The sequence below is a fragment of the Embleya sp. NPDC020886 genome (assembly GCF_044333915.1).
GTDB lineage: Bacteria > Actinomycetota > Actinomycetes > Streptomycetales > Streptomycetaceae > Embleya.
In genome coordinates, this window is the sequence record NZ_JBIRRX010000020.1 from 126,555 (window position 1) to 152,343 (window position 25,789).

Annotated in this window: 25 protein-coding genes; 13 read left to right on the plus strand and 12 right to left on the minus strand. The window is 70.3% G+C overall.

Annotated elements, in window-relative coordinates:
* Nucleotides 1–96: 96 nt before the first annotated feature.
* Nucleotides 97–1,077 carry a DMT family transporter gene (locus ACH4U8_RS41265; RefSeq protein WP_395783367.1) on the minus strand — a complete coding sequence of 327 codons (981 nt, stop codon included), beginning with the start codon at nt 1,075–1,077 and terminating at the stop codon, nt 97–99.
* A 252-nt stretch (nt 1,078–1,329) separates the two neighbouring features.
* Here ACH4U8_RS41265 and ACH4U8_RS41270 point away from each other — a divergent pair, with 252 nt between their 5' ends.
* From ACH4U8_RS41270 to ACH4U8_RS41295, 6 genes are all read left to right on the plus strand, one after another.
* A complete protein-coding gene (locus ACH4U8_RS41270; RefSeq protein WP_395783369.1) occupies nt 1,330–2,211 on the plus strand; it encodes a helix-turn-helix domain-containing protein in 882 nt (293 codons plus the stop codon).
* A gap of 3 nt (nt 2,212–2,214) precedes the next feature.
* A complete protein-coding gene (locus ACH4U8_RS41275) occupies nt 2,215–2,415 on the plus strand; it encodes a DUF397 domain-containing protein (RefSeq protein ID WP_395783371.1) in 201 nt (66 codons plus the stop codon).
* Between the two features lie 146 nt (nt 2,416–2,561).
* Nucleotides 2,562–5,159: a rifamycin-inactivating phosphotransferase gene (gene rph / locus ACH4U8_RS41280; RefSeq protein ID WP_395783372.1), complete on the plus strand. Its 2,598-nt coding sequence runs from the start codon at nt 2,562–2,564 to the stop codon at nt 5,157–5,159.
* Nucleotides 5,160–5,288: 129 nt separating this feature from the next.
* Entirely contained in the window at nt 5,289–5,786 is a 498-nt protein-coding gene (locus tag ACH4U8_RS41285; protein ID WP_360324564.1) for a hypothetical protein, read from the plus strand.
* 74 nt (nt 5,787–5,860) lie between these two features.
* Nucleotides 5,861–6,697 (plus strand): DUF4097 family beta strand repeat-containing protein, encoded by an 837-nt coding sequence (locus ACH4U8_RS41290; RefSeq protein ID WP_395783374.1) that lies wholly within the window; start codon nt 5,861–5,863, stop codon nt 6,695–6,697.
* Nucleotides 6,698–6,932: 235 nt separating this feature from the next.
* A complete protein-coding gene (locus ACH4U8_RS41295; protein WP_395783376.1) occupies nt 6,933–7,535 on the plus strand; it encodes a YciI family protein in 603 nt (200 codons plus the stop codon).
* A 159-nt stretch (nt 7,536–7,694) separates the two neighbouring features.
* Here the strand turns inward: ACH4U8_RS41295 and ACH4U8_RS41300 are convergent, their stop codons facing one another.
* Nucleotides 7,695–8,153: a MarR family winged helix-turn-helix transcriptional regulator gene (locus ACH4U8_RS41300; protein ID WP_395783378.1), complete on the minus strand. Its 459-nt coding sequence runs from the start codon at nt 8,151–8,153 to the stop codon at nt 7,695–7,697.
* A gap of 62 nt (nt 8,154–8,215) precedes the next feature.
* Between ACH4U8_RS41300 and ACH4U8_RS41305 the strand changes: the two genes are divergently transcribed.
* A complete protein-coding gene (locus ACH4U8_RS41305; RefSeq protein ID WP_395783380.1) occupies nt 8,216–8,584 on the plus strand; it encodes a VOC family protein in 369 nt (122 codons plus the stop codon).
* A 256-nt stretch (nt 8,585–8,840) separates the two neighbouring features.
* Here the strand turns inward: ACH4U8_RS41305 and ACH4U8_RS41310 are convergent, their stop codons facing one another.
* The 4 genes from ACH4U8_RS41310 to ACH4U8_RS41325 are packed head-to-tail and all read right to left on the minus strand — an operon-like array spanning nt 8,841 to nt 11,245.
* Nucleotides 8,841–9,350 carry a GNAT family N-acetyltransferase gene (locus ACH4U8_RS41310; protein ID WP_395783382.1) on the minus strand — a complete coding sequence of 170 codons (510 nt, stop codon included), beginning with the start codon at nt 9,348–9,350 and terminating at the stop codon, nt 8,841–8,843.
* The gene (locus ACH4U8_RS41315) at nt 9,347–9,763 is read right to left on the minus strand and encodes an arsenate reductase ArsC (protein WP_360324553.1); all 417 of its coding nucleotides are present in this window, start codon (nt 9,761–9,763) and stop codon (nt 9,347–9,349) included. Before ACH4U8_RS41315 ends, ACH4U8_RS41310 begins: the two co-directional genes overlap by 4 nt.
* On the minus strand, nt 9,756–10,862 hold the full coding sequence (gene arsB, locus ACH4U8_RS41320; protein WP_395783384.1) for an ACR3 family arsenite efflux transporter: 1,107 nt from the start codon (nt 10,860–10,862) through the stop codon (nt 9,756–9,758). The genes ACH4U8_RS41315 and arsB overlap by 8 nt, the downstream gene beginning before the upstream one ends.
* Nucleotides 10,859–11,245: an ArsR/SmtB family transcription factor gene (locus ACH4U8_RS41325; RefSeq protein ID WP_395783386.1), complete on the minus strand. Its 387-nt coding sequence runs from the start codon at nt 11,243–11,245 to the stop codon at nt 10,859–10,861. The genes arsB and ACH4U8_RS41325 overlap by 4 nt, the downstream gene beginning before the upstream one ends.
* 640 nt (nt 11,246–11,885) lie before the next feature.
* On the opposite strand from ACH4U8_RS41325, the gene ACH4U8_RS41330 reads away from it, so the two are divergent.
* Nucleotides 11,886–12,992 carry an RCC1 domain-containing protein gene (locus ACH4U8_RS41330; RefSeq protein ID WP_395783388.1) on the plus strand — a complete coding sequence of 369 codons (1,107 nt, stop codon included), beginning with the start codon at nt 11,886–11,888 and terminating at the stop codon, nt 12,990–12,992.
* 90 nt (nt 12,993–13,082) lie between these two features.
* Here the strand turns inward: ACH4U8_RS41330 and ACH4U8_RS41335 are convergent, their stop codons facing one another.
* The 4 genes from ACH4U8_RS41335 to ACH4U8_RS41350 form a co-directional block, all read right to left on the minus strand.
* On the minus strand, nt 13,083–13,346 hold the full coding sequence (locus ACH4U8_RS41335) for a hypothetical protein (protein ID WP_395783390.1): 264 nt from the start codon (nt 13,344–13,346) through the stop codon (nt 13,083–13,085).
* A 2,802-nt stretch (nt 13,347–16,148) separates the two neighbouring features.
* Nucleotides 16,149–16,499 carry a hypothetical protein gene (locus ACH4U8_RS41340; protein WP_395783392.1) on the minus strand — a complete coding sequence of 117 codons (351 nt, stop codon included), beginning with the start codon at nt 16,497–16,499 and terminating at the stop codon, nt 16,149–16,151.
* 165 nt (nt 16,500–16,664) lie between these two features.
* On the minus strand, nt 16,665–19,502 hold the full coding sequence (locus ACH4U8_RS41345; protein ID WP_395783394.1) for a tetratricopeptide repeat protein: 2,838 nt from the start codon (nt 19,500–19,502) through the stop codon (nt 16,665–16,667).
* A 134-nt stretch (nt 19,503–19,636) separates the two neighbouring features.
* A complete protein-coding gene (locus ACH4U8_RS41350) occupies nt 19,637–20,023 on the minus strand; it encodes a hypothetical protein (protein ID WP_395783396.1) in 387 nt (128 codons plus the stop codon).
* Between the two features lie 181 nt (nt 20,024–20,204).
* Between ACH4U8_RS41350 and ACH4U8_RS41355 the strand changes: the two genes are divergently transcribed.
* Complete coding sequence (locus ACH4U8_RS41355; RefSeq protein ID WP_395783398.1) at nt 20,205–20,900, plus strand: TetR/AcrR family transcriptional regulator; 696 nt, start codon at nt 20,205–20,207, stop codon at nt 20,898–20,900.
* A gap of 321 nt (nt 20,901–21,221) precedes the next feature.
* Nucleotides 21,222–22,142, plus strand: a complete 921-nt coding sequence (locus ACH4U8_RS41360) for a TauD/TfdA dioxygenase family protein (RefSeq protein ID WP_395783400.1) — start codon at nt 21,222–21,224, stop codon at nt 22,140–22,142.
* 49 nt (nt 22,143–22,191) lie between these two features.
* Here ACH4U8_RS41360 and ACH4U8_RS41365 read toward each other — a convergent pair whose 3' ends face one another.
* Nucleotides 22,192–22,587 carry an ASCH domain-containing protein gene (locus tag ACH4U8_RS41365; protein WP_360323655.1) on the minus strand — a complete coding sequence of 132 codons (396 nt, stop codon included), beginning with the start codon at nt 22,585–22,587 and terminating at the stop codon, nt 22,192–22,194.
* Nucleotides 22,588–22,723: 136 nt separating this feature from the next.
* Between ACH4U8_RS41365 and ACH4U8_RS41370 the strand changes: the two genes are divergently transcribed.
* From ACH4U8_RS41370 to ACH4U8_RS41380, 3 genes are all read left to right on the plus strand, one after another.
* The gene (locus tag ACH4U8_RS41370; RefSeq protein WP_395783402.1) at nt 22,724–23,491 is read left to right on the plus strand and encodes an N-acetyltransferase; all 768 of its coding nucleotides are present in this window, start codon (nt 22,724–22,726) and stop codon (nt 23,489–23,491) included.
* 125 nt (nt 23,492–23,616) lie between these two features.
* Complete coding sequence (locus tag ACH4U8_RS41375) at nt 23,617–24,063, plus strand: hypothetical protein (protein ID WP_360323653.1); 447 nt, start codon at nt 23,617–23,619, stop codon at nt 24,061–24,063.
* Between the two features lie 13 nt (nt 24,064–24,076).
* Nucleotides 24,077–24,568, plus strand: coding sequence for a WXG100 family type VII secretion target (locus ACH4U8_RS41380; protein ID WP_395783404.1), 492 nt, complete (start codon nt 24,077–24,079; stop codon nt 24,566–24,568).
* A gap of 82 nt (nt 24,569–24,650) precedes the next feature.
* Here ACH4U8_RS41380 and ACH4U8_RS41385 read toward each other — a convergent pair whose 3' ends face one another.
* On the minus strand, nt 24,651–25,775 hold the full coding sequence (locus ACH4U8_RS41385) for a ring-opening amidohydrolase (RefSeq protein ID WP_360323645.1): 1,125 nt from the start codon (nt 25,773–25,775) through the stop codon (nt 24,651–24,653).
* Between the last annotated feature and the right edge of the window lie 14 nt (nt 25,776–25,789).

A 25,789-nucleotide genomic window follows, 5' to 3' on the forward strand; every position in this document is an offset into this window, starting at 1 on the left:
TGTGGGGCCCGTGCGGGTGGGGCCCGCGGGGGGGGCGGGGGGGGCGGGGGGGGGGGGGGGGGGCGCGGGGGGGCGCCGCCCCACCCCCACCGTGCGTCATGGCGTCGCGGCCGGTCGCGACTCGGCCAGGGCGAGGCCGCCGACGGCGGTGAGCATCAGTACGGTGCCCACGATCGTCGCCGCGGTGAGCCGCTCGTCCAGCACCAGGACGGCCAGCACCGCCGCGCTCACCGGTTCGATCAACATCACCACCGACGCGGTGACCGCCCGTACCGCGGCGGTGCCGGCGAAGTACAGCGGATAGGCGAGCGCGGTCGTGACGGCGGCGACGTACAACATCATCGCCAACACCCGTCCCGGCTGCGTGGTTTCCGGCCAGACCCCCTCGTACAGCGCGAACGGCAACATCACCGCCGCACCGATCCCGAACGACCACACCGTCAGGGTCGAGGGCTCCTCCCCCGCACCGTGCCGCCCCGTCCACCGGCCGAGCAGGTTCGACGCGGCGAACCCGGCGGCGGACAGCAGCGCCCAGCCCACCCCCAGCGGCCGGACGTCGGTCGGCCGGTTGCCCAGCACCAGCACCCCGAGCCCGATCAACGCACCGGCGATCGCCAACAGGCCGCTGCGCCCGATGCGTTCGCCCAGGAACAGCCGCCCACCGGCGGCGGTCAACACCGGCGCGGCGCCCAGCGCGACGATCGTGGCCACAGCCAGGCCGGTCTCCATCACCGCGCCGAAGTAGGCCGACTGAAAGACGGCGAGGCCGACACCCGTGCCGACGAACAGGAGTGCCCGGTGGCGCGCCGGTTGTCGGGTGGCGCGGGGAGCCGGGCGGGAAGGACGCAGCAGCCCGGCCGCCAGCAACAGCACCATGCCGCTCACGAAGCGCCAGAACGACACGGCCATCGGCCCGAAGTCACTGGAGCGGTAGACGACTTCCACGGCGGCCCCGGTCGTCCCCCAGGTGACCCCGGCGATCGCGAGGTAGGCCAGCCCGCGCGGCGCCGAGGTCGCGGACCGGCCCTTGGTCTCGGCCTCGGCGGGGGACGCTACGACACGCGCTTCGGAGCCCATGTCCGTCACCCTAGGCCATCGAGCGGCCTCGGAGTGTTACCCGGTGGGCATTCGTTGCCCGATCCCATGATCACCCAATGCGTTGATTCCATGTCATTGGGTGAGTTCGGGGAACTAGCATGGCGACGGAATCGCCGCGCCGACAGGCTTCGAATTGCTTTCGCGCGCGGTAATTCCCGCTGTGGCGCAGAACGTTCTTGCCGGGGTGGGACGTTCGCCGAAACACTGGAATCGTGTGCGGAGGAACGAAAGATGATCGAGGACATCGAGTCGGCCACACCGGCCCTGTGCCGTCTGCAACTGGGCGCGGAGTTGCGCCGGTTGCGACACCGAGCCGACCTGAAGTCCAGCCAGGTGGCGAGAAGGCTCAGGTGGAGCCCGTCGAAGCTGACCCGGGTGGAATACGGGGACAACGCGGTCGTGGAACCGGACGACGCGGTGATGTTGTGCGATCTGTACGGGGCGGATCCTGCGACGCGGTCGCTGTTGCACAACTATGCCGTCGTGACCAAGACGAAGCAGAATCGCTGGGAATCACCCGGAAATCAACCTACCGTCCAACCCACCCTCCACGCCTTCATCGGATTGGAACGATCGGCAGCCGCAGTGCGCTGTTACGCATCGGAGTACGTGCCCGGACTGCTGCAAACGGCGGCCTACGCCCGCGAAACTCACAGGTCGGCGCCGAGGAAGTTCAGCGGTGAAGAGATCGAGCTACAAGTGACCACGCGTATGGCGCGACAAGCGGTACTGCACCGCGAAGAGTCGCCCCTGGAACTATTCGCCATCCTCAACGAGGCCGTACTGCGCCGGCATGCGGGGGATTCGGCCGTGACACGTGAACAACTCCAACACCTTGCGAACATCTCGACCCTTGAGAACGTTCAGGTACAAGTCGTTCCGTTCAGCCTGGGGTTTCATGCGGGCATGAACGGCCCGTTCACCATCTTCCGCTTCGCCAGAGCTTCTCCTTCGAGGCCGATCGTGTACTTGGAGAACATGGCTGCAAACTGGGTCGTGGCCCACGAAACCGTCATCGACGGCTACGAGCGTGCGTTCAGCGATCTCCAAGTACTGGCCCCGAGTTCCCGAGAAGCCCGGGACATGATCCACAAGGTAATCAAGGAGATTTGATCCATGACCACCGGCGAATGGTTCAAGTCCAGCTACAGCACCCCGGCCAACGATTGTGTCGAGGGAACCCGCACCTCCGACGACGCCATGTCCATACGCGACTCCAAGGACCCCGGCCAGGGCACCTTCCGCTTCCCGAGCCACACCTGGGAGCCGTTCCTCGCCGCCCTGAAGTCCGACGACCCGTCATCCGCCGAGATCTAGCCCTGCGGCCGGGAAAAGACGAAGGCAAGGAGATCTCTCTCCCTGCCCTCCTCAACGTATAGCGCACCGGGGGGCTTGCGGCAAGACCCGGGTGGTGGCGCAAACTCGTCCGCCGAGGCCACAACCTGCGGAAATGGGAGCACGACTTGCAGTACGTGTGGGATCTTCAAGACGTTGACGGGACGCAGGTCGCGGTCGTCGGCGGCAAGGCCGCTCACCTGGGCGAGTTGTCGCGGGTCGACGGCATCCGGGTGCCGGCCGGCTTCTGCGTATCGACGGACGCCTTCCGGCGGATCATCGGGGAGGCACCCGCGATCGAGGATCGGCTCGATGAACTGTCGCGCCTGGACCCGGACGACCGGGAGCCGATCCGCGCGCTCAGCGCCGAGATCCGCCGGACCATCGAAGGCATCGCCATCCCGGACGATCTCGCGGCGGCGATCACCGACGCGCTCGCCCGGCTCGGCGAACCGACCGGCTACGCCGTACGATCCAGCGCGACGGCGGAGGACCTGCCGACGGCCTCCTTCGCCGGCCAGCAGGACACGTACCTCAACATCGTGGGCCCGGCGGCGATCCTGCGACACGTAAGCCGGTGCTGGGCCTCGCTGTTCACCGAGCGGGCCGTGATCTACCGGCGGCGGAACGACATCGACCACCGTGCGGTCCGGATGGCCGTGGTCGTGCAGCGGATGGTCTCCCCGGATGCGTCCGGCATCCTGTTCACGGCCGACCCGGTCACGGGCAACCGCAGGGTCACCACCGTGGACGCCGGGTTCGGCCTCGGCGAGGCCCTGGTCTCCGGCCTGGTGAACCCGGACGTCTTCAAGGTGCGGGACGGCGAAATCGTCGCCAGGACGGTCGCCGCCAAACAACGCGCCCTGCACGCGCTGCCGGCCGGCGGTACGCGGGAAGTGGCGATCGACGCGCCGCAGCAGGAGCAGCCGGCGCTGACGGATGCGCAGGTCGTCCGGCTCGCGCAGCTCGGGCGGCGGATCGAGGCACACTTCGGCAGCCCGCAGGACATCGAATGGTGCCTGGTGGACGACGACTTCCGGATCGTACAGAGCCGGCCGATCACGACGTTGTTCCCCATTCCCGTCCCCGCGACCGACGACCGGGAGAATCGCGTCTACGCCTCCGTCGGTCATCAGCAGATGATGACCGACCCGATGAAGCCCCTGGGGCTCTCCCTGTGGCAGCTCATGGCCATGGTGCCGATGCACGAGGCCGGCGGGAGGCTGTTCGTCGACGTCACCCGGCACCTGGCCTCGCCCGAGAGCCGGGCCGGCCTCCTGGAGCTTTCGGGGAAATCCGATCCGCTGACCAGGGACGCGCTGGAGACCGTCCTCGACCGCGAGGATTTCGTCGCCCCGCTCCCGGACGCGGGTCCGACCGGGCTCCGGGAACGCGCCGCGTCCGCCCCGATCGAGACCGATCCGGCCGTCGTCACCGGGCTGATCGAGCGCAGCCGGGCGTCCGTGGCGGCCTTGGAGCGCGACATCCGGACGAAGTCCGGGCCGGCGCTGTTCGATTTCCTGCTGGAGGACTTCGAGGAGCACCGGCGGGTCCTGGGTGATCCGCTGAACATGCGGGCGATCATGGCGGGGATGGACGCCACCTGGTGGCTCAACGACAAGCTGCGGGAGTGGCTGGGCGAGAAGAACGCCGCCGACACGCTGACGCTGTCCGCTCCGGACAACGTCACGTCGGAGATGGGCCTGGCGCTGCTCGACGTCGCGGACGTGATCCGCCCGTATCCGGACGTGGTGGCGTTCCTGAGGGGCGTCGAGGACGAGGGCTTCCTGGAGGAGTTGGCGAAGCTCCCGGGCGGGGCCGAGGCGCGCGACGCCATCGAGTCCTACCTCGACCGGTACGGCATGCGCTGTGTCGGCGAGATCGACATCACCAGGCCGCGTTGGCGCGAGCGCCCCGACACGCTCGTGCCCGCGCTCCTCGACAACGTCCGGCTGTTCGAACCGGGCGCCGCCGCCCGGCGCTTCGAGCAGGGGCGGCAGGCGGCGCAGCAGAAGGAGCGGGACGTGCTGTCCCGCCTGCGGGCCCTGCCGGACGGTGCGCACAAGGCCGACGAGACCAAGCGCATGATCGACCGGGTCCGCACCTTCATCGGGTACCGGGAGTACCCGAAGTACAACATCGTCAGCCGCTCCTTCGTCTACAAGCGGGCCCTGTTGGCCGAGGCCGACCGCCTCGTGCGGGCCGGTGTACTGCCCGAGCGGGAGGACGCGTTCTACCTCACGTTCCACGAACTCCACGACGCCGTACGCACACATCGGGTGGACGGCGGGCTCATCCGGCGGCGCAAGGACGCGTTCCGGTCGTACCACGCGCTCACCCCACCCCGGGTGCTCACCTCGGAGGGTGAGGCGGTCGCCGGGTCCTACCGACGCGACGACGCGCCGGCCGGCGCGCTGGTCGGCCTCCCGGTGTCCGCCGGGGTCGTCGAGGGACGGGCCCGCGTCGTCCTGGACATGGCGGAGGCCGACCTCGAAGCGGGCGACATCCTGGTCACCACCTTCACCGACCCGAGTTGGTCACCACTGTTCGTCGCCATCGCGGGCCTGGTGACCGAGGTGGGCGGCCTGATGACCCATGGCGCGGTGATCGCCCGCGAGTACGGGCTGCCGGCCGTCGTCGGCGTGGCCCGGGCCACCCGACTGATCCGCGACGGGCAGCGGATCCGTGTACACGGAATCGACGGGTACGTCGAGATCCTGCCCTGACGACACCGTCGTACCGGAAACGGCCGTCCCCCTGGGGGCGGCCGTTTCCGTTGTGGCCATGACACAGGAATGGCGCCAATCTTGAGCCACTGGCTTGACATGGCGCCATAACGGCGCCATAGTTGCGACATGGACCTCACGCCGTATGTCGAAAGCTTCAGCCAGGAGCTGCTTGCGGCGGCCGAACCGGGCGAGGTCGCGGCGCTGGCTCGGCGCCTCGCTCCCTCGGTCGCGTCCGCCACGCGATTGACCATGTTCGATGTGCTGACCGCGGCCATGGACGAGATCACCAGGGAGATGGCGCCGGGTTCGGTCGAGATCAGGCTGCGCGGCCGTGACCCGGTCTTCGTGGTCACCCGCCCCGATGTCGCCGACGAGGAGATGCCGCAAGAGCCGATCCTTCGGCAGCAGGCCCCGGTGCCCGCGCCCTACGGCAAGGACGGCGCGGTATCGAGGATCAACTTCCGGCCGCCGGAGCAGCTCAAGCAACGCATCGAGGCGGCGGCCGGCCGCGAGGGCTTGTCGACCAACGCCTGGCTGGTCCGGGTGGTCGGCGCGGCACTCGCCGACGACCGGCCCGCCCAACATGGGCGCAGGAACGGACACTTCACCGGCTGGGTCGGCTGAGCCGCCGCCCGTAGCCGATCACCCGCACCACCGCATCCACCCACCGAAACGCTTTCCACAAGGGGAGATTCGTCATGCCCAACTTCGCCACGTCGGGACCGATCACCGCCACCCTGATCACCGCAGGCGCCCGAGTGCGAGTCGTCGCAAGCGACCGACCGGACACGGTGGTGTTGGTCGAGCCCATCAACCGCACGGACAAGTCGGACGTCAAGGTGGCCGACAACACCAAGGTCGACTTCGCCGGCGGCGAGTTGTCGATCCAGACGAACGTGCAGGGCGGCAAGAACGGTTCGGTCGCCATCTCGATCGAATTGCCGACCGGATCCAGGCTGGTCCTGAAGACGGCCTGGACGGACGTGCACGCCGACGGCCTGCTCGGTGACTGCGAGTTGCACATCTCCTCGGGGCAGATCCAACTCGACCACATCGCCGCACTGCGAGCCAACCTCGTGACCGGTGACGTCGCGATCAAGCACATCGCCGGGACCGTCGACATCGAAAGCGCCTCGGCCGGGCTGCGGCTCGGCGAGGTCGCGGGCGCCGTCAAGTACCAGGGGGCGAGCGGAAACGTCTGGATCGGCACCGCCCTGTCCGACGTCGAACTCGGCAGCAGCAGCGGCAGCTTCGACATCGATCGCGCCGAGGGCAGCGTCAACGCCCAGGCGGCCAACTGCCCCATCCGGATCGGCCGGATCACCCGCGGCCACGCCAAGCTCCTGAACGCCTCCGGCGGCATCGAGATCGGCATCAGCCAGGGCACCGCCGCCTGGGTGGACGCCAAGAGCACGAAGGGCGCGGTCCGCAACTCCCTGTCGACGCAGGACAAGCCCGACGAGTTCGACAACAAGATCAACGTCTACGCCCGCACCCGCCTCGACGACATCGTCCTGCACCGCGCCGCCGGCTGATTCCCACCCTGCGACGGCGCCACCATGGCGCCATCCCGGCCCCGCACCGACGACATCAGGCCACCCGCCCGCCGCCCCCGGCCTCCCGGCCCGGGGCGGCGGGCCGCGTTGCGGCCGGGTCGGGCAACGGATCCAACCGGCCCGCACGTCGGGCGGCGGACGGGGCGGGTCGACGGACTTCGGCGGGACTTGTGGGGTGCGCTTTAGGATGGCCGCCGAATAGGGGGACATCCGCATGGAGTATTTGTTCTACTGCCGGGACCGGGCGGGAACCAGGCCGCTGCGTGACGAACTGCTCGAAGCACACTGGTCGTTCATGGACGGCTATGCCGAAGGCATGATCGCCCGGGGGCCGACCTTCGCCGCCGACGGGCTGACCGTGACCGGCAGCATCCACATCGTCGACCTGCCGGATGCCGACGCCGCCCGAGTATTCGCCTTCGACGAGCCGAACCACCGGGCGGGCGTCTACGAAGACATCCTGATCCGGCGTTGGCGCAACACCCTCGGCCGAAAGATGTGGGACTTCAAGGGCAGCGAACCCGAAGGCCCACGCTTCCTGATCCTCGGCCACGCCAAACCCGGGACGACCCGGGACCGCGACCGCCTCCACCAGGACCAACACGCCTACCTCGTCGACGGCCCCTACCGCGAAAGCCTCATCGTCTGCGGCCCACTGCTCGCCGACGACGGCACGTCGTGGCTGGGCACGGCAATCCTGGCCGAACTACCGGACCACGCCGCCGCGGAGGCCGTGCTGGCGAACAGCCCATACGCCCGCGCCGGCCTGTACGAAAGCACCGAAGCCCACAGCTGGTGCTTCGGCGGCCGGCGGTAGGACCCCCCGGGGGGCCGGGCCCATGGCCGTGGCCAGGTCTTCGGACCGGGGAACGCAGTGCACGGACAGACCCCGGGTCGACGGCCCGGGGGCCTTGCCTTGCTTCATAACGGCTCATCGCATTCGAGGATGTAGCGGCGAGACATCCGCCGAAACGAGCTACGCGCCGTCGTTGCCATCACGCAGGGAATGAACCATGCCCCGCAGGATTCGGAACGCGCCCGCCTGCTCGGCCTCGGTCATGCCGGACAGCATTCTGACCTCGACGGACCGGACCGCCACGGTCGCCTTCTCCAGGCTCCGCCGGCCGCGAGGCGTGAGCCGCGCGGGAAGAACCTTCCCGACGGGCGCCTCCGCGGGCCTGATCACCTGACCCTCCCGTTCCAGGGCCTGGAGCAGCACGTTCATCGACTGCCGTGTCACGAACGCGCCCCGCGCGAGCTCGGAGTTCGACAGGCCCGGCCGTTGGGACAGCAGTTCGAGGCAGGAGTAGTGCGTCACGGTCATCCCGAGTGGGCGCAACACCTCCTCCATGGCCGCGCGCAGGGCGCTCGAAGCCTCCTTCAGCAGGTAGCCCAGTGATTTGTCCAGGTCGACGCCGGCACCGCTTTGACTCATGTCAGAAGTCTGACATACCTTGATGCGTGTCAGGAATCTGACACGAAGGAAGGAGCATCACCATGCCCGCCACCGGCCCCGACTTCATCTCGCTCCAGGCGCGCGACCTCGACGCTTCGCAGGCGTTCTACGAGCGATACCTCGGCCTCGTCCGCTCGCCGGCCGGACCTCCGCACGCCGTCGTGTTCGAGACGAAGCCGATCGCGTTCGCACTCCGCGACATCGTCCCGGGCACCGACCTCGCATCCGTCGCCCAGCCCGGCATCGGTGCCTCGATCTGGCTCCACGCCACCGATGTCCAGGCCATCCACGACGCCCTCGCCGCCGACGGCCACACCATCGTCTCCGCACCGATCGACGGCCCCTTCGGCCGGACCTTCACCTTCGCCGACCCCGACGGCTACCAGATCACCCTCCACGACCGCACCTGACCGGCTGGAACGCCACCGACGATCACCACCGTTCCCCCGAAAACCGCCGATCGCGCCCGACCCCGAACCGGCCGGTGGTGCGGCTGGGCTCCTCGTGCGTGGTACTTGCGGTACGCCGGTTCTCGGTTCGCCGCGCCGCGGACACCGGACGCCGACGGTCTGTCGTTTCGGTTCGGCACGTGGGCCTTCGACGGACCGCCGACGTTCGGTGAACGCACGGTCGGGTGGGACGGTTACGCACGAACATGCCGACCGCCTAGGAAACGCCTTGGTCGACGGTGGGGCTGCGGCGTTCGACGAGGACGACGTCGCGCCACCGGCCGTGGTGGACTCCGATGCGTTCGCGGGTGCCGACGACGCGGAACCCGACTCGCTCGTGCAGGGCGAGGCTCGCGGTGTTCTCGGGGAAGATGCCGGATTGCACCGTCCAGATCCCGGCTTCCTCGGTGGAGACCAGCAGGACGCGTAGCAGGGCCAGTCCCACGCCCCGGCCTCGTGCTCGGGGGTGGACGTAGACGGAGTGCTCGACCACTCCGGAGTACACGCAGCGGTCGGATACGGGCACCGTGGCGACCCAACCCAGGACACGATCGTCCTTGTCGAGCGCGACGAAACGGTGTTCGTGCAGCCTGGTCGCGTCGAACGCCTGCCAGTCGGGGGCGGTGGTCTCGAAGGTGGCGTCGCCCTCGTCGATGCCGAACCGGTAGATCTCCAGCACCTGTTCGGCGTGCTCGGGCCGCATCCCGGTGATGCGCGGGCCCGTCATGCCGCCTCGATGCCGAGCTCGGCGAGCAGGCCGCGGACGCGTCGCTCGATCTCGTCGCGGATGGGCCGCACGGCGTCGACGCCCTGCCCGGCCGGGTCGTCGAGTTTCCAGTCGAGGTAGCGCTTGCCGGGGAAGACGGGGCAGGTGTCGCCACAGCCCATGGTGATCACCACGTCCGACGCCCGTACCGCTTCCATGGTCAGCACCTTGGGCGTTTGGGCGGACATGTCGATGCCGACCTCAGCCATCGCCTGCACGGCGGCCGGGTTCACCGTGTCGGCGGGTGCGGATCCGGCGGAGCGGACCTCGATCCGGTCTCGGGCGAGGTGGGTGAGCCAGGCGGCGGCCATCTGCGAGCGGCCGGCGTTGTGGACGCACACGAACAACACGGAGCGCTGCGGGGCTTCAGACACGGGCGGGGCCTTCCGGGGCGACGGCCGGGGTGGGCATCGGGGTGGGCTGGGGGAAGAAGCGGCGGGCGGCCAGGGCGACGTAGACGAGGCCGATGAGGACGGGGACCTCGATCAGCGGCCCGACCACCCCGGCCAGGGCCTGTCCGGAGGAGGCACCGAAGGTGGCGATGGCGACCGCGATGGCCAGTTCGAAGTTGTTGCCCGCGGCGGTGAACGCCAACGTCGTCGCCCTCGGGTAATCGAGTGCGATCGCGCGGCCGACGGCCATGGACCCGCCCCACATCAGCGCGAAGTACGCGAGCAGGGGCAGCGCGATGCGGGCGACGTCGAGCGGCTTGGAGGTGACGGCGTCGCCCTGGAGGGCGAAGAGCACCACGATGGTGAACAGCAGCCCGTACAGGGCGAACGGGCCGATCCGGGGGATGAGCCTCGTCTCGTACCAGGTGCGGCCCCGGGCCTTCTCGCCGAGGCGGCGGGTGAGGAACCCGGCCAGGAGCGGGATGCCGAGGAAGATCAGGACGGAGCGGGCGATCTCCCACACCGACACGTCCAGCGCGGTGCGCTCCAGGCCCAGCCATCCGGGCAGGACGTCGAGGTAGAACCAGCCGAGCGCGGCGAACGCGATCACCTGGAAGAGGGAGTTCACGGCGACCAGGACCGCGGCGGCCTCACGGTCGCCGCAGGCGAGGTCGTTCCAGATGATCACCATGGCGATGCAGCGGGCGAGCCCGACGATGATCAGGCCGGTGCGGTACTCGGGCAGGTCCGGGAGCATCAGCCACGCGAGCGCGAACATCAGCGCCGGCCCGACGACCCAGTTCAGGACCAGGGACGGCACGAGCAGGCGCCGGTCGCGGGTGACGGTGTCCAGGCGGTCCCAGCGGACCTTGGCCAGCACCGGGTACATCATCACGAGCAGGCCGAGCGCGATCGGCAGCGAGACCCCGGTGACCGTCACCTTCGCGAGCGCGTCGCCCAGACCCGGGACGAGCCGGCCCAGACCCAGGCCGACGGCCATCGCGGTCAGGATCCACACGGCGAGGAAGCGGTCCAGGAACGACAGCCTTGCGGCGACGGGCCGCGCGGTGCCGGCGCTCACGGGCGGGCCGGTTCGGGCAGCGGTTCGCCGTCGGGGCGGGTGAGGATCGCGGCGAGGCGATCGGTCATGGCGGGTAGGAGGCGGTAGTACACCCACGTCCCACGGCGTTCGGAGGCGATCAGCCCGGCCTGTTTGAGCAGTTTGAGGTGGTGGGAGATCGTGGGCTGGGACAGGTCGAAGGCGGGGGTGAGGTCGCAGACGCAGATCTCCCCGCCGGCGCGGGAGGCGATCATCGACAGCAGCCGCAGCCGCACCGGGTCGCCCAGCGCCTTGAACACCCTTGCGAGATCGGTTGCCCGGTCCTCGTCCAGCGGGGCGGTCAGCAGCGCGGGACAACATCCGTCCGCATCCCGGCCGAGCACCACGAGTTCTTGTTTCGACATTCCTCTATGTTGACGTTCTTCGATCCAGCGCGCAAGGTTGTATCGACTGATATCCATACAACCGATCGGAGAGATCGTCATGTCCCGCTTGGACTCGCTGGAACAGAAGCTGCGAGCCCTCGAAAGAGAATTCGGCTGACTCACCCAACCGCAGAGACCTTGGACACCGGCGCCCAACTCGGCGAGCCGTGCGCGATGTTGCGGCTGGAGGACCCGGGAGCCGACCGGGAGAGTGGCGTGCTCGCCTGACGGCCGCAGGCCCGATCGGTGACTGCACCGGTCACGGGCCCGCCGACGGTGACCCCGCAGACCGGCACAGGTCGGCCGCCGGATCCGGACGGCGTCGCCGGTGAACCGACCGAGGCCGCTAGGCCGCTCTACGCGGATCGTGCCTGCTCCGGGTTCGTCTTCACCATTGCGGGCAGCGGGGCCGAGGGCTCCCCCCGGCGAACCTGCCGACGCTGCCCAGCCCGGAAGAGGGCTTCCCACGGCCGAGATTCGGGCGGCGGCCTGACAGCGGGCGGGTTCACCCATCCGCCTGAAGATCGACGGCAAATGTCGGACTTGGCGTCTCGTGCCGTGAAGGATGCGCGTGAGGAGGGCGCGGTGGGCGCCTCATCGACTCGTCTGGGAGATGCCGATGGCAGAGAAAAGGTTGAAGGCATGGGGGAACAACCGTGCCGGCCAGCTCGGGGACGGTACCTGGGCCGACTTCCGTACCACCGCCACCACCGTGCTCGGCCTGACCAGCGCCGAGGTGGTGAAGATCGCCGCCGGCGGCAGCGGCCCCACCAACGGCCACGGGTTGGCCCTGCTGACCGACCGTACCGTGCAGTCCTGGGGCGCCAACGAGTCGGGCCAGCTCGGCGACGGCTCGGTGTTCAGTCACAACGCACCCGGCCAGGTCGTCAACCTGAGCAACGCCACCGACATCGCCGCAGGCGGCGCGCACAGCCTGGCCCTGCTCGCCGACGGGACCGTGGTCGCCTGGGGAAGGAACAACTACGGGCAACTCGGCAACGGCACCAACACGGACAGCAGCGTCCCGGTCCGGGTCGAGGGCCTGAACAAGGTGGCCGCGATCGCTGCCGGCCTCAACCACGGCATCGCGCTGCGCGAGGACGGCACCGTGTGGGCCTGGGGTTACAACATCAACGGCCAACTGGGTGACGGCACCTCCGCGAGCCGCAACGTACCGTCGCCGGTGAGCGGCCTGAGCGGAGTCGTCCGCATCGCCGCCGGAGGCAACCACAATCTCGCCCTGGTCGGCGCGGCCGGCCCCCACGGGAGCATGATGCGCGCCTGGGGCCACAACGCCTCCGGGCAGCTCGGCGACGGGACGACGGAGAACCGGTACACGCCCGTCGACACGGCGATCGGTACCGGCGACATCTCGCTGATCGCGGCCGGCGCCACGCACAGCATCGCCGTCACCGGCGGCGACAACAGCCTCTACGCCTGGGGGCGGAACACCTCGGGCCAACTCGGTGACGGCACCACGGACAACCGCAACAAGCCGGTGCCCGTACCGGACCTGACCGGCGTTCGGCTGGCCGTGTGCGGCCGGGAGCACACCGCTGCCCTGCTCGGCGACGGCACGCTGCGCTCCTGGGGCGGCAACGGCTCCGGCCAACTCGGCAACGGCACCACCACCGACAGCAGCACCCCGGTCACCACTCTCACGACCCTGACGGGCGTCGACAAGATCGCCGCCCCGGTGGGCGGCGACTTCGGCATGGCCAACTGACCAACGCGGAACGCGTGGCCTCGACCCCCTTGTCGAGGCCACGCACACGCAAAGCTGCGACACAGCCCGATCCGCTTTGTTCGCCGGGCCTTACGGCTGCCCGACTTTGCGTTCTGTTCGAATCTCGGTGCTGTCGAAACCGATGAGCATCTGCCGACGGATCTCCATCTCTCCGGAACAAAGCCACGCAGGGCAATTCCCGAACCTTTTCCAGTCGCTCGCGAACGCGGTGCCCTCGCCCCACCAGTTCGCGCCCCGCGCGACCAGCGTCGCGTTGGCCGGCTTGGCCGGCTTGGCCGGCTTGATCGGCTTGATCGGCTTGATCGGCTTGATCGGCTTGATCGGCTTGGCCACGCGGCGCGCAGGTCGGCGCGGTTGGCGAACAGGTGCCGCACCCACCACGACCGGGCTTCGGTCTCGCCCTGCCGGCCTGGTGACCGCGACGCGCTCTCCAGCGCGGTGCCCAGGCAGGTGAGCGCGTCGCGCAAGCACTTCTTCAGAGCAGTGACGAACCGCTCGGGGTCCCGGGGTTGGCGGATCGCGTCGTAGTGCACGTCGCGGTTGTCATCGAAGCCCGACGGCAGGTCATCCTCGGGGTCACCACCGGCCCGCCCCGTCACCCGCCGCACCCTCCCTCCGGGCGGCCGGGTCTCCTGCACGATCAGGTCGTCCAGACGCAAGCACGTCGCCGCCGACAACCGGCCCACCGTCACCGCGCAGAAGGCCACGTCGACCGTTTACCGGTAGAGCGGATCGCGGGTGCCGAGGATGGTGCAGTGCCGCGCGCAGCGGCGGGCGGGTTCGGCCGTGGCGGTCTTCCGGTTCGCAGCCGACGGTTGCGTCTTGGTCGGCGGCGGGTGGCTTTGTGCTAAACGGTCGGCGTGGTCCGGTGGAGGCGGGCCCGGTCCCGTGGTCGCCGGTGGCCGGGAGCCCTGGACTCCCCGGCGAGACGCGGGCGTTGCTCGGCGGGAAAGGCGCCGGCAACGGCGGAGCGGGTGGGCGCTTTCGTCGGGTCCGCCGGGGGCCTTGTCGAGTGGGCCGGGTGTTCGCGGCCGGCGGTCGCGTCTTGGTCGGCAGCGGGTGGCTCAGTGCTAAACGGTCGGCGTGGACCGGCGGAGGCGGGCCCGGTCCCACCGTCACCGGCGGCCGGGAGCCCTGGACTCCCCGGCGAGACGCGGGCGTTGCTCACCGGGAAAGGCGCTGGCAACGGCGGAGCCGGAGGGTGCTTTCGTCAGGTCCGCCGGGGAGCCTTCCCGGGTTGGTCGGGCGTGTGTGACCTGCGGTCGCGTCTTGGTCGGCAGCGGGTGGCTCAGTGCTAAACGGTCGGCGTGGACCGGCGGAGGCGGGCCCGGTCCCGTGGTCACCGGCGGCCGGGAGCCCTGGACTCCCCGGCGAGACCCGGGCGTTGCTCGCCGGAAAGGCGCTGGCAACGGCGGAGCCGGAGGGTGCTTTCGTCAGGTCCGCCGGGGAGCCTTTTCGAGTGGGCCGGGCGTTCACGGCCGGCGGTCGCGACTTGGTCGGCAGCGGATGGCCTTGTGCTAAACGGTCGGCGTGGACCGGCGGAGGCGGGCCCGGTCCCGGGGTCACCGGCGGCCGGGAGCCCTGGGCTCCCCGGCGAGACGCGGGCGTTGCTTGGCGGGAAAGGCGCTGGCAACGGCGGAGCGGGAGGGGAGCCCGGTGAGGTCCGCCGGGGAGCCTTTCCGAGTGGGTCGGGGTGTTTCGGCGGGGGTTTCGGGGTGGGTGCGCGGGTGGAGGGGATGTCGGTGGGTTTGGCGGGTCTCGATCCGGATGGCGGGACGCCTTCGGGGCCGCTGTTTCGCGCTGACCTGCGGTTTTGTGGGAGCTGTCGGTGGGAGTGGGTGCCGGGGGCCGGGTTGTGCACTCCGGTGGCGGATTCCGCGTGGGTCATGGCCCTCGGTGGGCGTTTCGGGTCGGCGCGGCTGGGCGGAGAGCCGTCCGTGAGCCCGGAAGGTCACGAGCCGGATCCCGAGACGGCTTCCGGCACCCGAGGTTGCCGCTGACCTGCGGTTTTTCCTGCCGGAGCGGCAAGAGCAGGTGCCGAGGGCCGGGTTGCGCACCCCGGCGACCGAAACCACCCACTCACAGCCCCCTCTTCTCCTCCCCCCTCCGCCACCACCCACCCACCGCACGCCGAAACGGCCCGACCGACTCGAAAAGGCTCCCCGGCGTACCTCACCGGGCTCCCCTCCCGCTCCGCCGTTGCCAGCGCCTTTCCGGCGAGCAACGCCCGCGTCTCGCCGGGGATCTCAGGGCTCCTGACCGCCGGTGACGGTGGGACCGGGCCCACCTCCGCCGGTCCACGCCGACCGTTTAGCACTGAGCCACCCGCTGCCGACCAAAACGCGACCGCAGGCCACACACGCCCGGCCCACCCGGAAAGGTTCCCCGGCGAACCTCACCGGGCAGCCCCACCCGCTCCGCCGTTGCCGGCGCCTTTCCCGCCGAGCAACGCACGCGTCTCGCCGGGAAACTCAGGGCCCTGACCGCCGGTGACCCTGGGACCGGGCCCACCTCCACCGGCCCACGCCGACCGTTTAGCACAGAGCCACCCGCTGCCCACCAAGACGCGACCGCCGGCCGCGAACACCCGACCCACTCGGAAAGGCTCCCCGGCGAACCTCACCGCACCGCCCACCCTTCCGCGCCGTTGCCAGCGCCTTTCCCGGTGAGCAACACCCGCCTCTCGCCGGAGAGCCCAAGGCTCCCGGCCGCCGGTGACCCCGGGACCGGGCCGATCTCCGCCAGCCCACGCCGACCGTTTAGCACAAAGCCACCCGCCGCCGACCAAGACGCGACCGCCGGCCGCAAACACCCGACCCACTCGACAAGGCTCCCCGGCGAACCCGACGAAAGCTGAGGTTGCCCCTGGATCATGGGCACCGAGGCCCGCCACGGCGTGGGGCGCCGACGCCGTGGCGGGCCCGGACCTCTCGACGCGCACCGGCCCCGAGGACGGCGGTCCGCGGTGGCCGGACACCGCCGTCCCGCCGCCACCGGCACGCGCATCGCCGCTGTCGGCGACCACCACCTCCCGCACGACCGCCGGCGCGTCGGATGCACGCTCGCGTCGGCGCCATCGCACGGTGGCCACCTCGCCTTCCCCGATGCCCCGGCGCCCGATCGTGGCGTGCCCGGTCAGGGACGGCGGTCGATCCCGGTGTCGGCACTGCTGCCGGGACCATCGGCAACCGCATCACCGGTACGTTCCGCCCGCGCCGACCCGCCGCCGGGACCCGCGGGGCCCCGGATACCCGTCCGGGCCTCACCGCCGCCCGCCGCCCGGGCACTGCCGGTATCGACGGCCTCCTCGTTCGTCGGAGCCGGAACGGGAGTCGGCTGCGGCCGGAACAGCGCCCACACCAACGCACCCACCCCCGTCGCCCCCTGAACCGACGCCCCCACCAACTGCCCCGCATCCGGACCGTCCAACAACCACAACAACGGCGTCGAGACGATCACCACCACCCCGACCACCACAACCGCCATCTTCCACACCTGCGACACACCCCACCCCCGAACCACCACAGCCACAGCCACCGTCACCGTCACGACCGGCCCAACGAACCGCCCCCGGCGCCCACTTCCCAGAACTACCAGACAAACCGACCCATCATGCCGCAACGACCCCATCCGGCACGTGTCCCCATCCCGTCACCCTCGCCCCGCTCCCCGCGACCGCGCCCCAAGCGAACCGCCCTCACCCTGTCCCCTGTTGCAACAGCGCGCCCGCTCCAGATTCGCCCGCACCATCACAATCATCGGATGCCCCGCGCTCAGTACCCGCTCGCAATCTTCCAGGGCACGCACGAACAACGGAACCGCACGGGCCGGGTCACCCACCGAACGGTACGCGTACGCAAGGTTGTTGCGGGAAGTGAGCGTGTGCGGGTGGTCGTCACCCAACACCCGCTCACAGTCCTCCAGGCAGCGCTCGAACAGCGGAACGGCTCGGCCCGGATCACCCGCCCTCCGATACGCGCCCGCGAGATGGCTGAGGGAGATCAGCGTGTCCGGGTGGTCACCGCCCAACATCCGTTCCCGGTCGCGCAGGGTCCGTTCGTACAGCGGGACGGCGCGGGCCAGGTCCCCCAGCGACTGGTAGACACTCGCCAGGTTGTTTCGGTACACCGACGTGTCGGGATGGTCGGCGCCCAACACCCGCTCGGCGTCCTCCAGGATGCGCTCGAACAACGGAACCGCACGGACCGGATCCCCGGCCGACTCATACGCGCCCGCGAGGTTGTTCCGAAAACCGAACGTGTCGGGATGGTCGGCGCCCAACACCCGCTCGGCGTCCTCCAGGATGCGCTCGAACAACGGAACCGCACGGACCGGATCCCCCATCGATCGGTACGCGTCGGCAAGGTTGTTCCGGGAGTTCAACGTCTCCGGATGATCACGGCCCAGGATGCGTTCACGGTCCTTCAGGGTGCGCTCGTACAGGGGTACCGCCCGAGCCGGGTCCCCCACCGACTGATACGTGTAGGCGAGATTGCTGCGGTAGCTCAAGGTCCTCGGGTGGTCGCCGCCCAACACCCGCTCCGCGACTTCCACGGTCTGTTCGTGCAGCGCCAGCGCGCGGGCCAGGGCGCCCGTCTCCCGGTACCCGTGCGCAAGGTTGTTGCGGGCGATCAACGTGTCGGGATGATCACCACCCAACACCCGCTCGGCGTCCCCCAGTACGCGCTCGAACAACGGAACCGCACGGGACAGATCCCCCACCGACTCGTACGCGCTCGCAAGATTGCTCCGGAAACCCAACGTCTCGGGATGGTCGCGACCCAGGATCCGCTCGGCGTCCCCCAGCACTCGCTCGAACAACACGACCGCACGGGACGGATCACCCATCGACTGGTACACGTACGCAAGGTTGTTGCGCGACGACAACGTCTTCTGGTGGTCGGCGCCCAACATTCGCTCCCGGTCGCGCAGGGCCCGTTCGTACAGCGGCACCGCGTGGGCCGGATGGCCCACCGACTCGTAGGCGCCCGCAAGATTGCTCCGGTAGGTCGATGTGTCGGGATGGTCGGCGCCCAACACCCGCTCGGCGTCCCTCAACGCGCGCTCGAGCAGCGGGACCGCACGGGACAGGTCACCCACCGACTGGTACACGATCGCAAGATTGTTGCGGGCTGCCACTGTCGCGGGGTGGTCGGTGCCCAACACACGCTCTCGGGCGGTGAGGATCCGTTGCACGGCCGGGGCAGCGGCAGCCGGCGCGCCCTGTTCCTGTCGGTAGACGGCCGCGCGGTCGAGGACACGGGTGGTGTCGACGGTGTCCTGGTCCGGGGTGTGCGAACGCGTGAGGGCATCGGTGTGCGGGAGCAGGGCCCGGCAGCGGGGCCAGTTCGCGGGCAGGTCGACGGCTCCGGGGAAGCCGGCCGCGAGCAGGGTGGTGGCACGGTCGCGGGCGTCGTCGACGGCTTCCGGCCGGCGGTGCGGGTCGTCCGGGTCGGGGGTGCGGGCGAGGGCTTGGAGGAGACGGTGCACGCTCAGGGTGCCGTCCTGGTTGTCGGTGATCATGCTGTAGGCGACGAGTCGGCCGATGGCGGCGGCGAGTCGGGGTGGTTCGGCGAGGGAGTGGAGGAGGTCGCGGGGGATGTGGTCGGGGGCGTACCAGGCCAGGATGCGCAGCAGGTCGCCGGCGAGCGGGGTGTCGGTGAGGCGGTCGAGGGTCAGGTGCCAGATCCGGGCGATGGTTCGAGCCGAGTCGCCACCCTCGCTGGTGGCGGCGAACATCGTGGCGGGCCACTTGGCCAGCATGTCGAGGTAGGCGCCGGGGGTGGTGCCGGTCTCGGCGCAGTACGCGGCGGCCTGTTCGACGGCCAGCGCCAGGTGCCCCAGTTCCGTGCACACCGCGTCGGCGTGGTCGGTGGCGCGTGAGCCGTGATGGGTGAGGATCCGGGTGAACAGGCCGACGGCATCGGCGGGTTCGAGGGTGTCCAGCCGGATCGTGGTGGCGTGGTGATGCCAGCCGGTCGCGCGGCGGGTGGTGATCAGCACCCGGCCGCCCGGCGCGCGGTCCAGAAGCGGACGGATGTGGGCGGGGTTCTCGACGTTGTCGAGTACGAGCAGCCACCCATCGTGATCGGCGAGCCATCGTACCGCCCGTTCGATCTGCAACTCGGCGGGTAGTGCTGCCAGTCCGGGTTGCAGAGCCCGCGCCAGCGCGGCAAGTCCCGTATCGACGGCGGTCGCGTTGTCGGCGGTGATCCACCACCGCACCGGCTCGCGCCGTCCCGCCGCCCAGCGCGCGGCGAGCGCCGACTTGCCGACGCCGCCCAGGCCGTGCATCGCGCGTACGACGACCTCGCCCGTACGGGCAAACGCGCGCTCCAACGCCGTGAGTTCGCTCTCGCGGCCGACGAAGAGATCCGTCCGGGGGATATTCGACACGCCTTGCGCGGCAGTGGCAGCGCCGTCGGGGATCGGCGCGTACGCCCCTGCGGGCAGGGCGTGTTCGGCGTACACCGCCACCGAGCCGACCACATCACGTCCCGCCGCGATCGACCCCTGAACGGCGGAAGTGACCGGTCCCGACGCCGCCCCCGACTCCGAAACCGGCCCCGAACCCGGCGTCGGACCGGTTCGGTTCGGGCCCCCTCGCCCCCGGTGCCCGTCCGTCACGGGCCGTGTTGGGCCGTTGCGCCGTCGATGTCCCCGCCGGCGGCGATCGACCCGCCGGTCGCGGAGACTCCCGGGCCGGCCGCCGGCGATGTACCCGGGCCCGCTGCGCCACCCGGCGCGGTGTCACGCGCCTGCGCGTTGCGTACGCTTCCGCGCGCCGCCACCGACCCGTCCCGCGCCTGCACGGACTCCACGGCCGGACCGGGCGGCGCCGTCATCGCCAACTGCCGCAGCGCAACACCCAGCGCCGCGAGCGCGAGCACCGAACCGATCACGCCCGCCACCTGACTCGACCGCTCCAGATCCGCAGCCGACACCCACACCACCAACCCGACCGCCACCACGACGCCGACGCCGGCCGTCCCCCACCAAAACGCCTTCATCACACCATCCTCCACCTCCTCCCAAGATCACGTCAGCCATTCCACACACCCCCTCCCACCCCGACGACACGGCAACCGGGGTCAGCCGGCGACGCGACGGAGGTCGGCGGCGACGGCGAAGGTGGCGGCGAAGGCGACGGCCCTCTTGAACGGTTAACGCATCTGCGTTAACGTCCGACGCATGGAGAGTCCGGTTACCGCGACCCGGTTGCGCTTGATGGTGACGGCGGAGCGTTTGTTCGCCGTGCAGGGGATCAACGCGGTCTCGGCACGCGAGATCGCCGTGGCGGCCGGACAGCGCAACACCAATGCGGTGAAGTACCACTTCGGTCCGCAACAGGCGCTCGTCGACGCGATCTTCGAGTACCGCATGTCCCGGATCGACGCACGCCGAACCGGGCTCATCGACACCTACGACCGAGCCGGACGCGCCACCGACCCATACGCCCTGGCCGAGGCGTTCGTGCTGCCGCTCGCCGAGCTGATGGACGAGTTGCGGGCCGGCGAGGACGGCGCGAGTCACTACCTGCGGTTCTGTGTACAGGCTGCGTACGCCGTCCACCCCGACGTGGCCACGCCCGGCCCCGAGGGCCTCGGGACAACCCCGTGGGCCACCGGGTTGAAACTGCTCAACGACCGCGCACTCGCGCTGTCCGAGGGCGCGCCGACTCCCCGGGTAGCCCGCCGCCGCTGGGAACACTTCGCCGGATTCGCCATGCACGCGCTCGCCGAACGCGAACTGCGCCTGGAATGCGACCCCACCCACAAGCCCGACCCGACCGACCTCTACGTCGCCGAGCTCGTCGACGCCGGCGCGGCCATGCTGACCGGCCCCAGCCGCCCCTCGACCCTGGCCCTGGCCCCGGCCGACCGCTGAACCTCGGGGAACCGGCCGCCCGACCGGCGGCCATGCCGTCTTGCGCCGAACCGAACCGTCCCTGCGCGCAACGTACTTGCCCTCGCCTCGACATCGCCGCCTGGTCCCGTCCCGGAGCCAGAACCGGAACACCATGGTCCCGCCCCGCCACCTGGCCGCGAACTCCCGTACGCCGTAGGTCGGTTGGACCCCAACCCGGGACGGCCAACCGCAGCGAACGCCGAAGTGCCGTCGCCGCACTCGACTGACACACCATCACCACACCCGACCGAAGCCAGAAGCTCAACCCACCACCACCCACCCACCACCCGGAGGAAAGGCATGACCAACACCACCCCCACCCGCCCCGTCTTCGACAACGGCGTCTCCGCCGTCCCCGTGCGCGAACTCAGCCCCACCGGCGACTTCGCCCCCAGCGCGCCATACGAGCTGTTCGCCCTCGCACCCTGCACCCCGACCATCGGCGCGGAGGTCTCCGGCGTCGACCTCGCCCGGCCGCTGAGCCCCGAACTGCACACCGAGTTGCACCGCGCGCTGCTGGAATGGAAGGTGCTCTTCTTCCGCGACCAGCAGTTGACCGCAATCGAGCACCGCAACTTCGCGAGCCACTGGGGTACCCCCGAGGTGCACCCGTTCCTGCCCAAGGCCGACGGGACTCCCGAGGTGGTGCGGTTCACCCGCGGTGCGGACTCCCCGACGGTGGAGAACGTATGGCACTCGGACGCGTCGTTCGAGACGACGCCGCCGATGGGTTCGGTACTGCGCGCCGTGCACATCCCGCAGGTGGGCGGCGACACGTTGTGGTCCGACATGGGCGCGGCATACGACGGATTGACCGCCGCGATGAAGGAGCGCCTGGTCGGACTGCGGGCCGTACACGACTTCACCAAGAGCTTCGGCACCCGCCTCAACGCGGAGGAACTGGCGCGCAAACAAAGCGAGTTCCCCGCCATCGCCCACCCGGTCGTGCGCACCCACCCGGAAACCGGACGCCGACTCCTCTACGTGAACCGGATCTTCACCGACCACATCGAGGGCATGCCCGAGGACGAGAGCCGCGAACTGCTGACCTTCCTGTACGACCAGGCCCGGCACCCCGAGTACCAATGCCGCCTGCGCTGGCGCCCGAACACCGTCGCGTTCTGGGACAACCGGGCGACCCAGCACTACGCGAGCGGCGACTACTACCCGCACCGACGCGTCATGGAACGCGTCACCATCCTGGGCGACCGCCCGCACTGACCCTCGCGCCGACCCCCCGCGCCGCCCCCGCTTGGCTTCCGGCACGGGCTCAATCGGCCGACTGCCGAAAGCTCAAGCACACGATCCGAGTGGTGGGCTCGACCCGAACGCCCTGGGCGCCCCAATATCGGGCGTGCCCCTCCCGCCAGTGCTCGACGTCCCGAAATCCCTCGCCCTCACTGTCCACGAACTCCCACTCCACCTCGCCGAACGGTCGGATCTCCACCTTCGTGACGACGATGTCGACCAACCGGCCCCCGGCGTTGTCGACCACGACCAGCCGTTCACCGACGTGCTCCAACTCCTCGCCCTCGGTCCGGTAGTCGTCGAGCAGTCCCGCGGTCCCGGTCTTCTTCCCAGCCAGGACAAGAGCGTTGAGGTCGTCCCGAAACCGCCCCGGCGTGCCGAGTTCCAGCACCCGCAGTCCATCGATGCGTGGCCACATGGTGGCTCAGAGTAGGGCATCTCGGCACGTCCGGCGGGGTGGCGGCGGTTCGGCGGGTCGGCCGTGGGGGCGAGGAGATCGACCGGCTGCCCGGGGCCCGATGCACGCGAAGTGGAGTGTGGCAGGGTGTCCGGCCGTGACAGACACCGACCGCATCGACATCAGCCCACTCGCCGAGCGCCCGTCGTTCGTCCCCCGGCTGGGCGAGATCGTCGAGACGTGGCCGGCCTTCGTCCCGCACGAGCCGGTCGCCAACGCCCTGTTGGGCCTGGTGCCCGAGACCTTCCCGGACTGCTGCGTGGTGGCCACCGACGGCGATCGGGTGGTCGCGCGCGGGCTGAGCGTGCCGTTCGACGCGAGCGCCGACGGCCGCGAGGAGATGCCGAGTCAGGGCTGGGATCGGGTGCTGGTCTGGGCGTTCCAGGACCTGCGCCGGGACCGGCCGGCCACGATCGCCGGCGCCCTGGAAATCACCGTGGACACCGAATACCTCGGCCTCGGCCTGTCCCATCGCATGCCGGCCGCCATGCGCGCGGCCGTCGCCGACCGCGGCCACGCGGTACTGCCGGCCGCGGTCCGCCCCAACGCCAAGCACCTCGAACCACACGTATCAATGGCCGACTACGTCCTCCGCCAACGCGACGACGGCCTGCCCACCGACCCGTGGTTGCGCGTACACGTCAAGGCCGGCGGCACCATCGAGCGCATCGCCCCCGCCTCCATGACGGTCAGCGCCTCCCCCGCCCAATGGCACCAATGGACCGGCGTCCCCGTCGACCACGACGGCGACATCGAGGTCCCGGGCGCCCTCGTCCCGGTCCACTGCAACCTCGCCCACGACCACGCCGTCTACGTCGAACCCAACGTCTGGGTCCGACACACCACTTCCACACCCACCACCTGAGCACCCGCCCTGCCCGCAGTGCCCACCGTGCCGCCTTCCACCGAGCCGCCAGTGACAGCCCGGCTACAACCGGTCCGCTGAGGTCATCGGATCTACGTTCGATTGAGCACTTGGGGGGCGGCCTCATGGCCGAGGCACCTGACAGTGGCGGCGGCGGCTTCGAGGTCACCACGGACCATTTGCGAAAGACCGTGGACCCGTTGATCGCGACGCTCCAAGTGGCGGATCGCATCTGGAAGGACGACGGTCGGATCGCCGCAGGGGTCGAGCGCTGTGGCTCGGATCCGGTGACCAACGGCGTGCGGCGCTTCGTCCACGACTGGGGCCACGCCATGGGAGTGGTGGTCAAGCAGGGATCCGCCATCGCGGCTGCCCTCCAACAGACAGTGGCCAACTACGAGTTGGCGGAGCTGCGGGCAAAGCAAGGCTTCGTGCCGGCGCCGCCCGGCGCGGCCGAGCAGATATCCCGGAGCGCGGGCATCACGCAAACGCCGAACCCGCTCGCGCCCAACCGGCCGGTGGTACCGCCCGCCGGCACGGTCCCGCCGCCCACCGCGCCCGTCGCGAGGTAGGGGATCCGCTCAGGTGGGTAGCAACAGCATCCCCGACTGCCCGGTCGTCACAGACCTGATACCGGGGGATCCGAGTGTCCTCGAAGTGCTCGCCGAATCCTTTGCGTTGTACTCCTCCTCGTCCGCCGAATCGGCCGCTCGGATGCGACCGCCGGCCAAGGTGGAGGAGTGGGGAGGACCTGCGGCAAAGGGCTTTGTCGGCCAGATGGAGGATCTGCCCAAGACCATGGACAAGGCGGTCCGCCACTTCACCGACGCGGCGAACGCCCTGCGTGGCTATGCGGGCGCGTTGCGACAGGCGCAAGCCGACGTCGCGGCGCGGGTGATCCCCGAGGCCAACGCGGCGCGGGCCTGGTCAGCCCAGTGGCAGGTCGATCGTGCAGCGGCGGCGAACGGCGCCGTGGGCTTGTCGCTGCCTGACAAGGATCTGGGCCGGGAACGCCTGAAGGACGCCGAGGACGAACTCGGGTGGAGCGGAGATGGCTGCGGCGTTGCTTCGTGGTGAGGGTGGTTGACGGTGTGCCGATGCCGCCGGCCACCGCCCCGGGACGAAGGGCGGTGGCCGGCGGCGGGTTGCGCGGTGTGCGTCAGTCCATCCGGACGATGGCCGCGACCGGGCCACCGCCGGAGGGGCCCTGGTGCACCGCGGCGACCGAGACGAACACGGCCGGGTCGCCGGTGACGGACGCGGTCACGCCGCCGACGGTGGCCTTGATCTGGCGGTGCCAGTGCACGTCGGAGTCGTCGAGCATGATGTTGCGCCGACCGCGCACGCTGCCGCTGGGGTCCGCCTCGCACTTGAGGAACACGTTGACCAGGCGGTCGTCGAGGTCCGAGGTGCGCGGGCGCTCGGGCAGATCGAGGCCGGCCGAGCGGATCGCCGACCAGATGCCGTCCGCGTCCAGCGCGTCCCGCATCACGTCGTGGCCGACCCGGAAGGGACCGCCCACGCCGCGCACGTTGCCGACCACGACGATCTGCGCGCAGTCCAGCTCGACGCCGGAGGAGCAGGACGCCACCGACGAGTACAGCGACAGGTCGCGGTGGATCTGCTCGGCCGTCGGCAGCTCGATCTCGCCGAGCGCCACCGCGATACCCAGTGCGGTGGTGGAGTTGGAGACGTCCATGGACTTGAGGGTGTCCTCGGTCCACACGTCGAACCCGCGAGCCTTGGCGTCGTTGATGGTGTCCAGCACCAGCAGCGGCGTCTTGGTCTGCACGTAGTGCACGTCGGCCGGGTCGGTGATGCCCGCGACGGCCATCGCCTTGCGTACGCCGGCGGCGACCTTCTCCACCATCGGCACCCGGCCGATGTCCTCGGGCAGGATCTGCTCGCTCATCGCCACGCCGACCGACACACGCGGCTCGTCGGTGGGCTGGTAGCGGTTCTCCGGGGCATACGCGAACACCGTCGCGTGCGGGGAGATCACACCGTCGGTACCGCCGGACCACACCAGCGGGACCTGCTGCGCCTCCTCGACGGAGCGCTTGCCCTTGGCGACCAGCACCTCGCGGAAGGCGCGGTCGGCCAGGATGCGGGTGTAGTCGTTGACCCCGCCGTTGCCCTCGGTCTTGCCGATGACGGCGAGCACGTCGTCCGCGGCGAACACGCCGTCGTCGATCAGCTTGGCCAATCCGGACGCGTCGGTGACGCTCTCGATGGCGACCTTGTGAACCTCGATCGGCCTGGGCACTCGTTCCACCTCGTTCATTGGAGTTCGCTGAG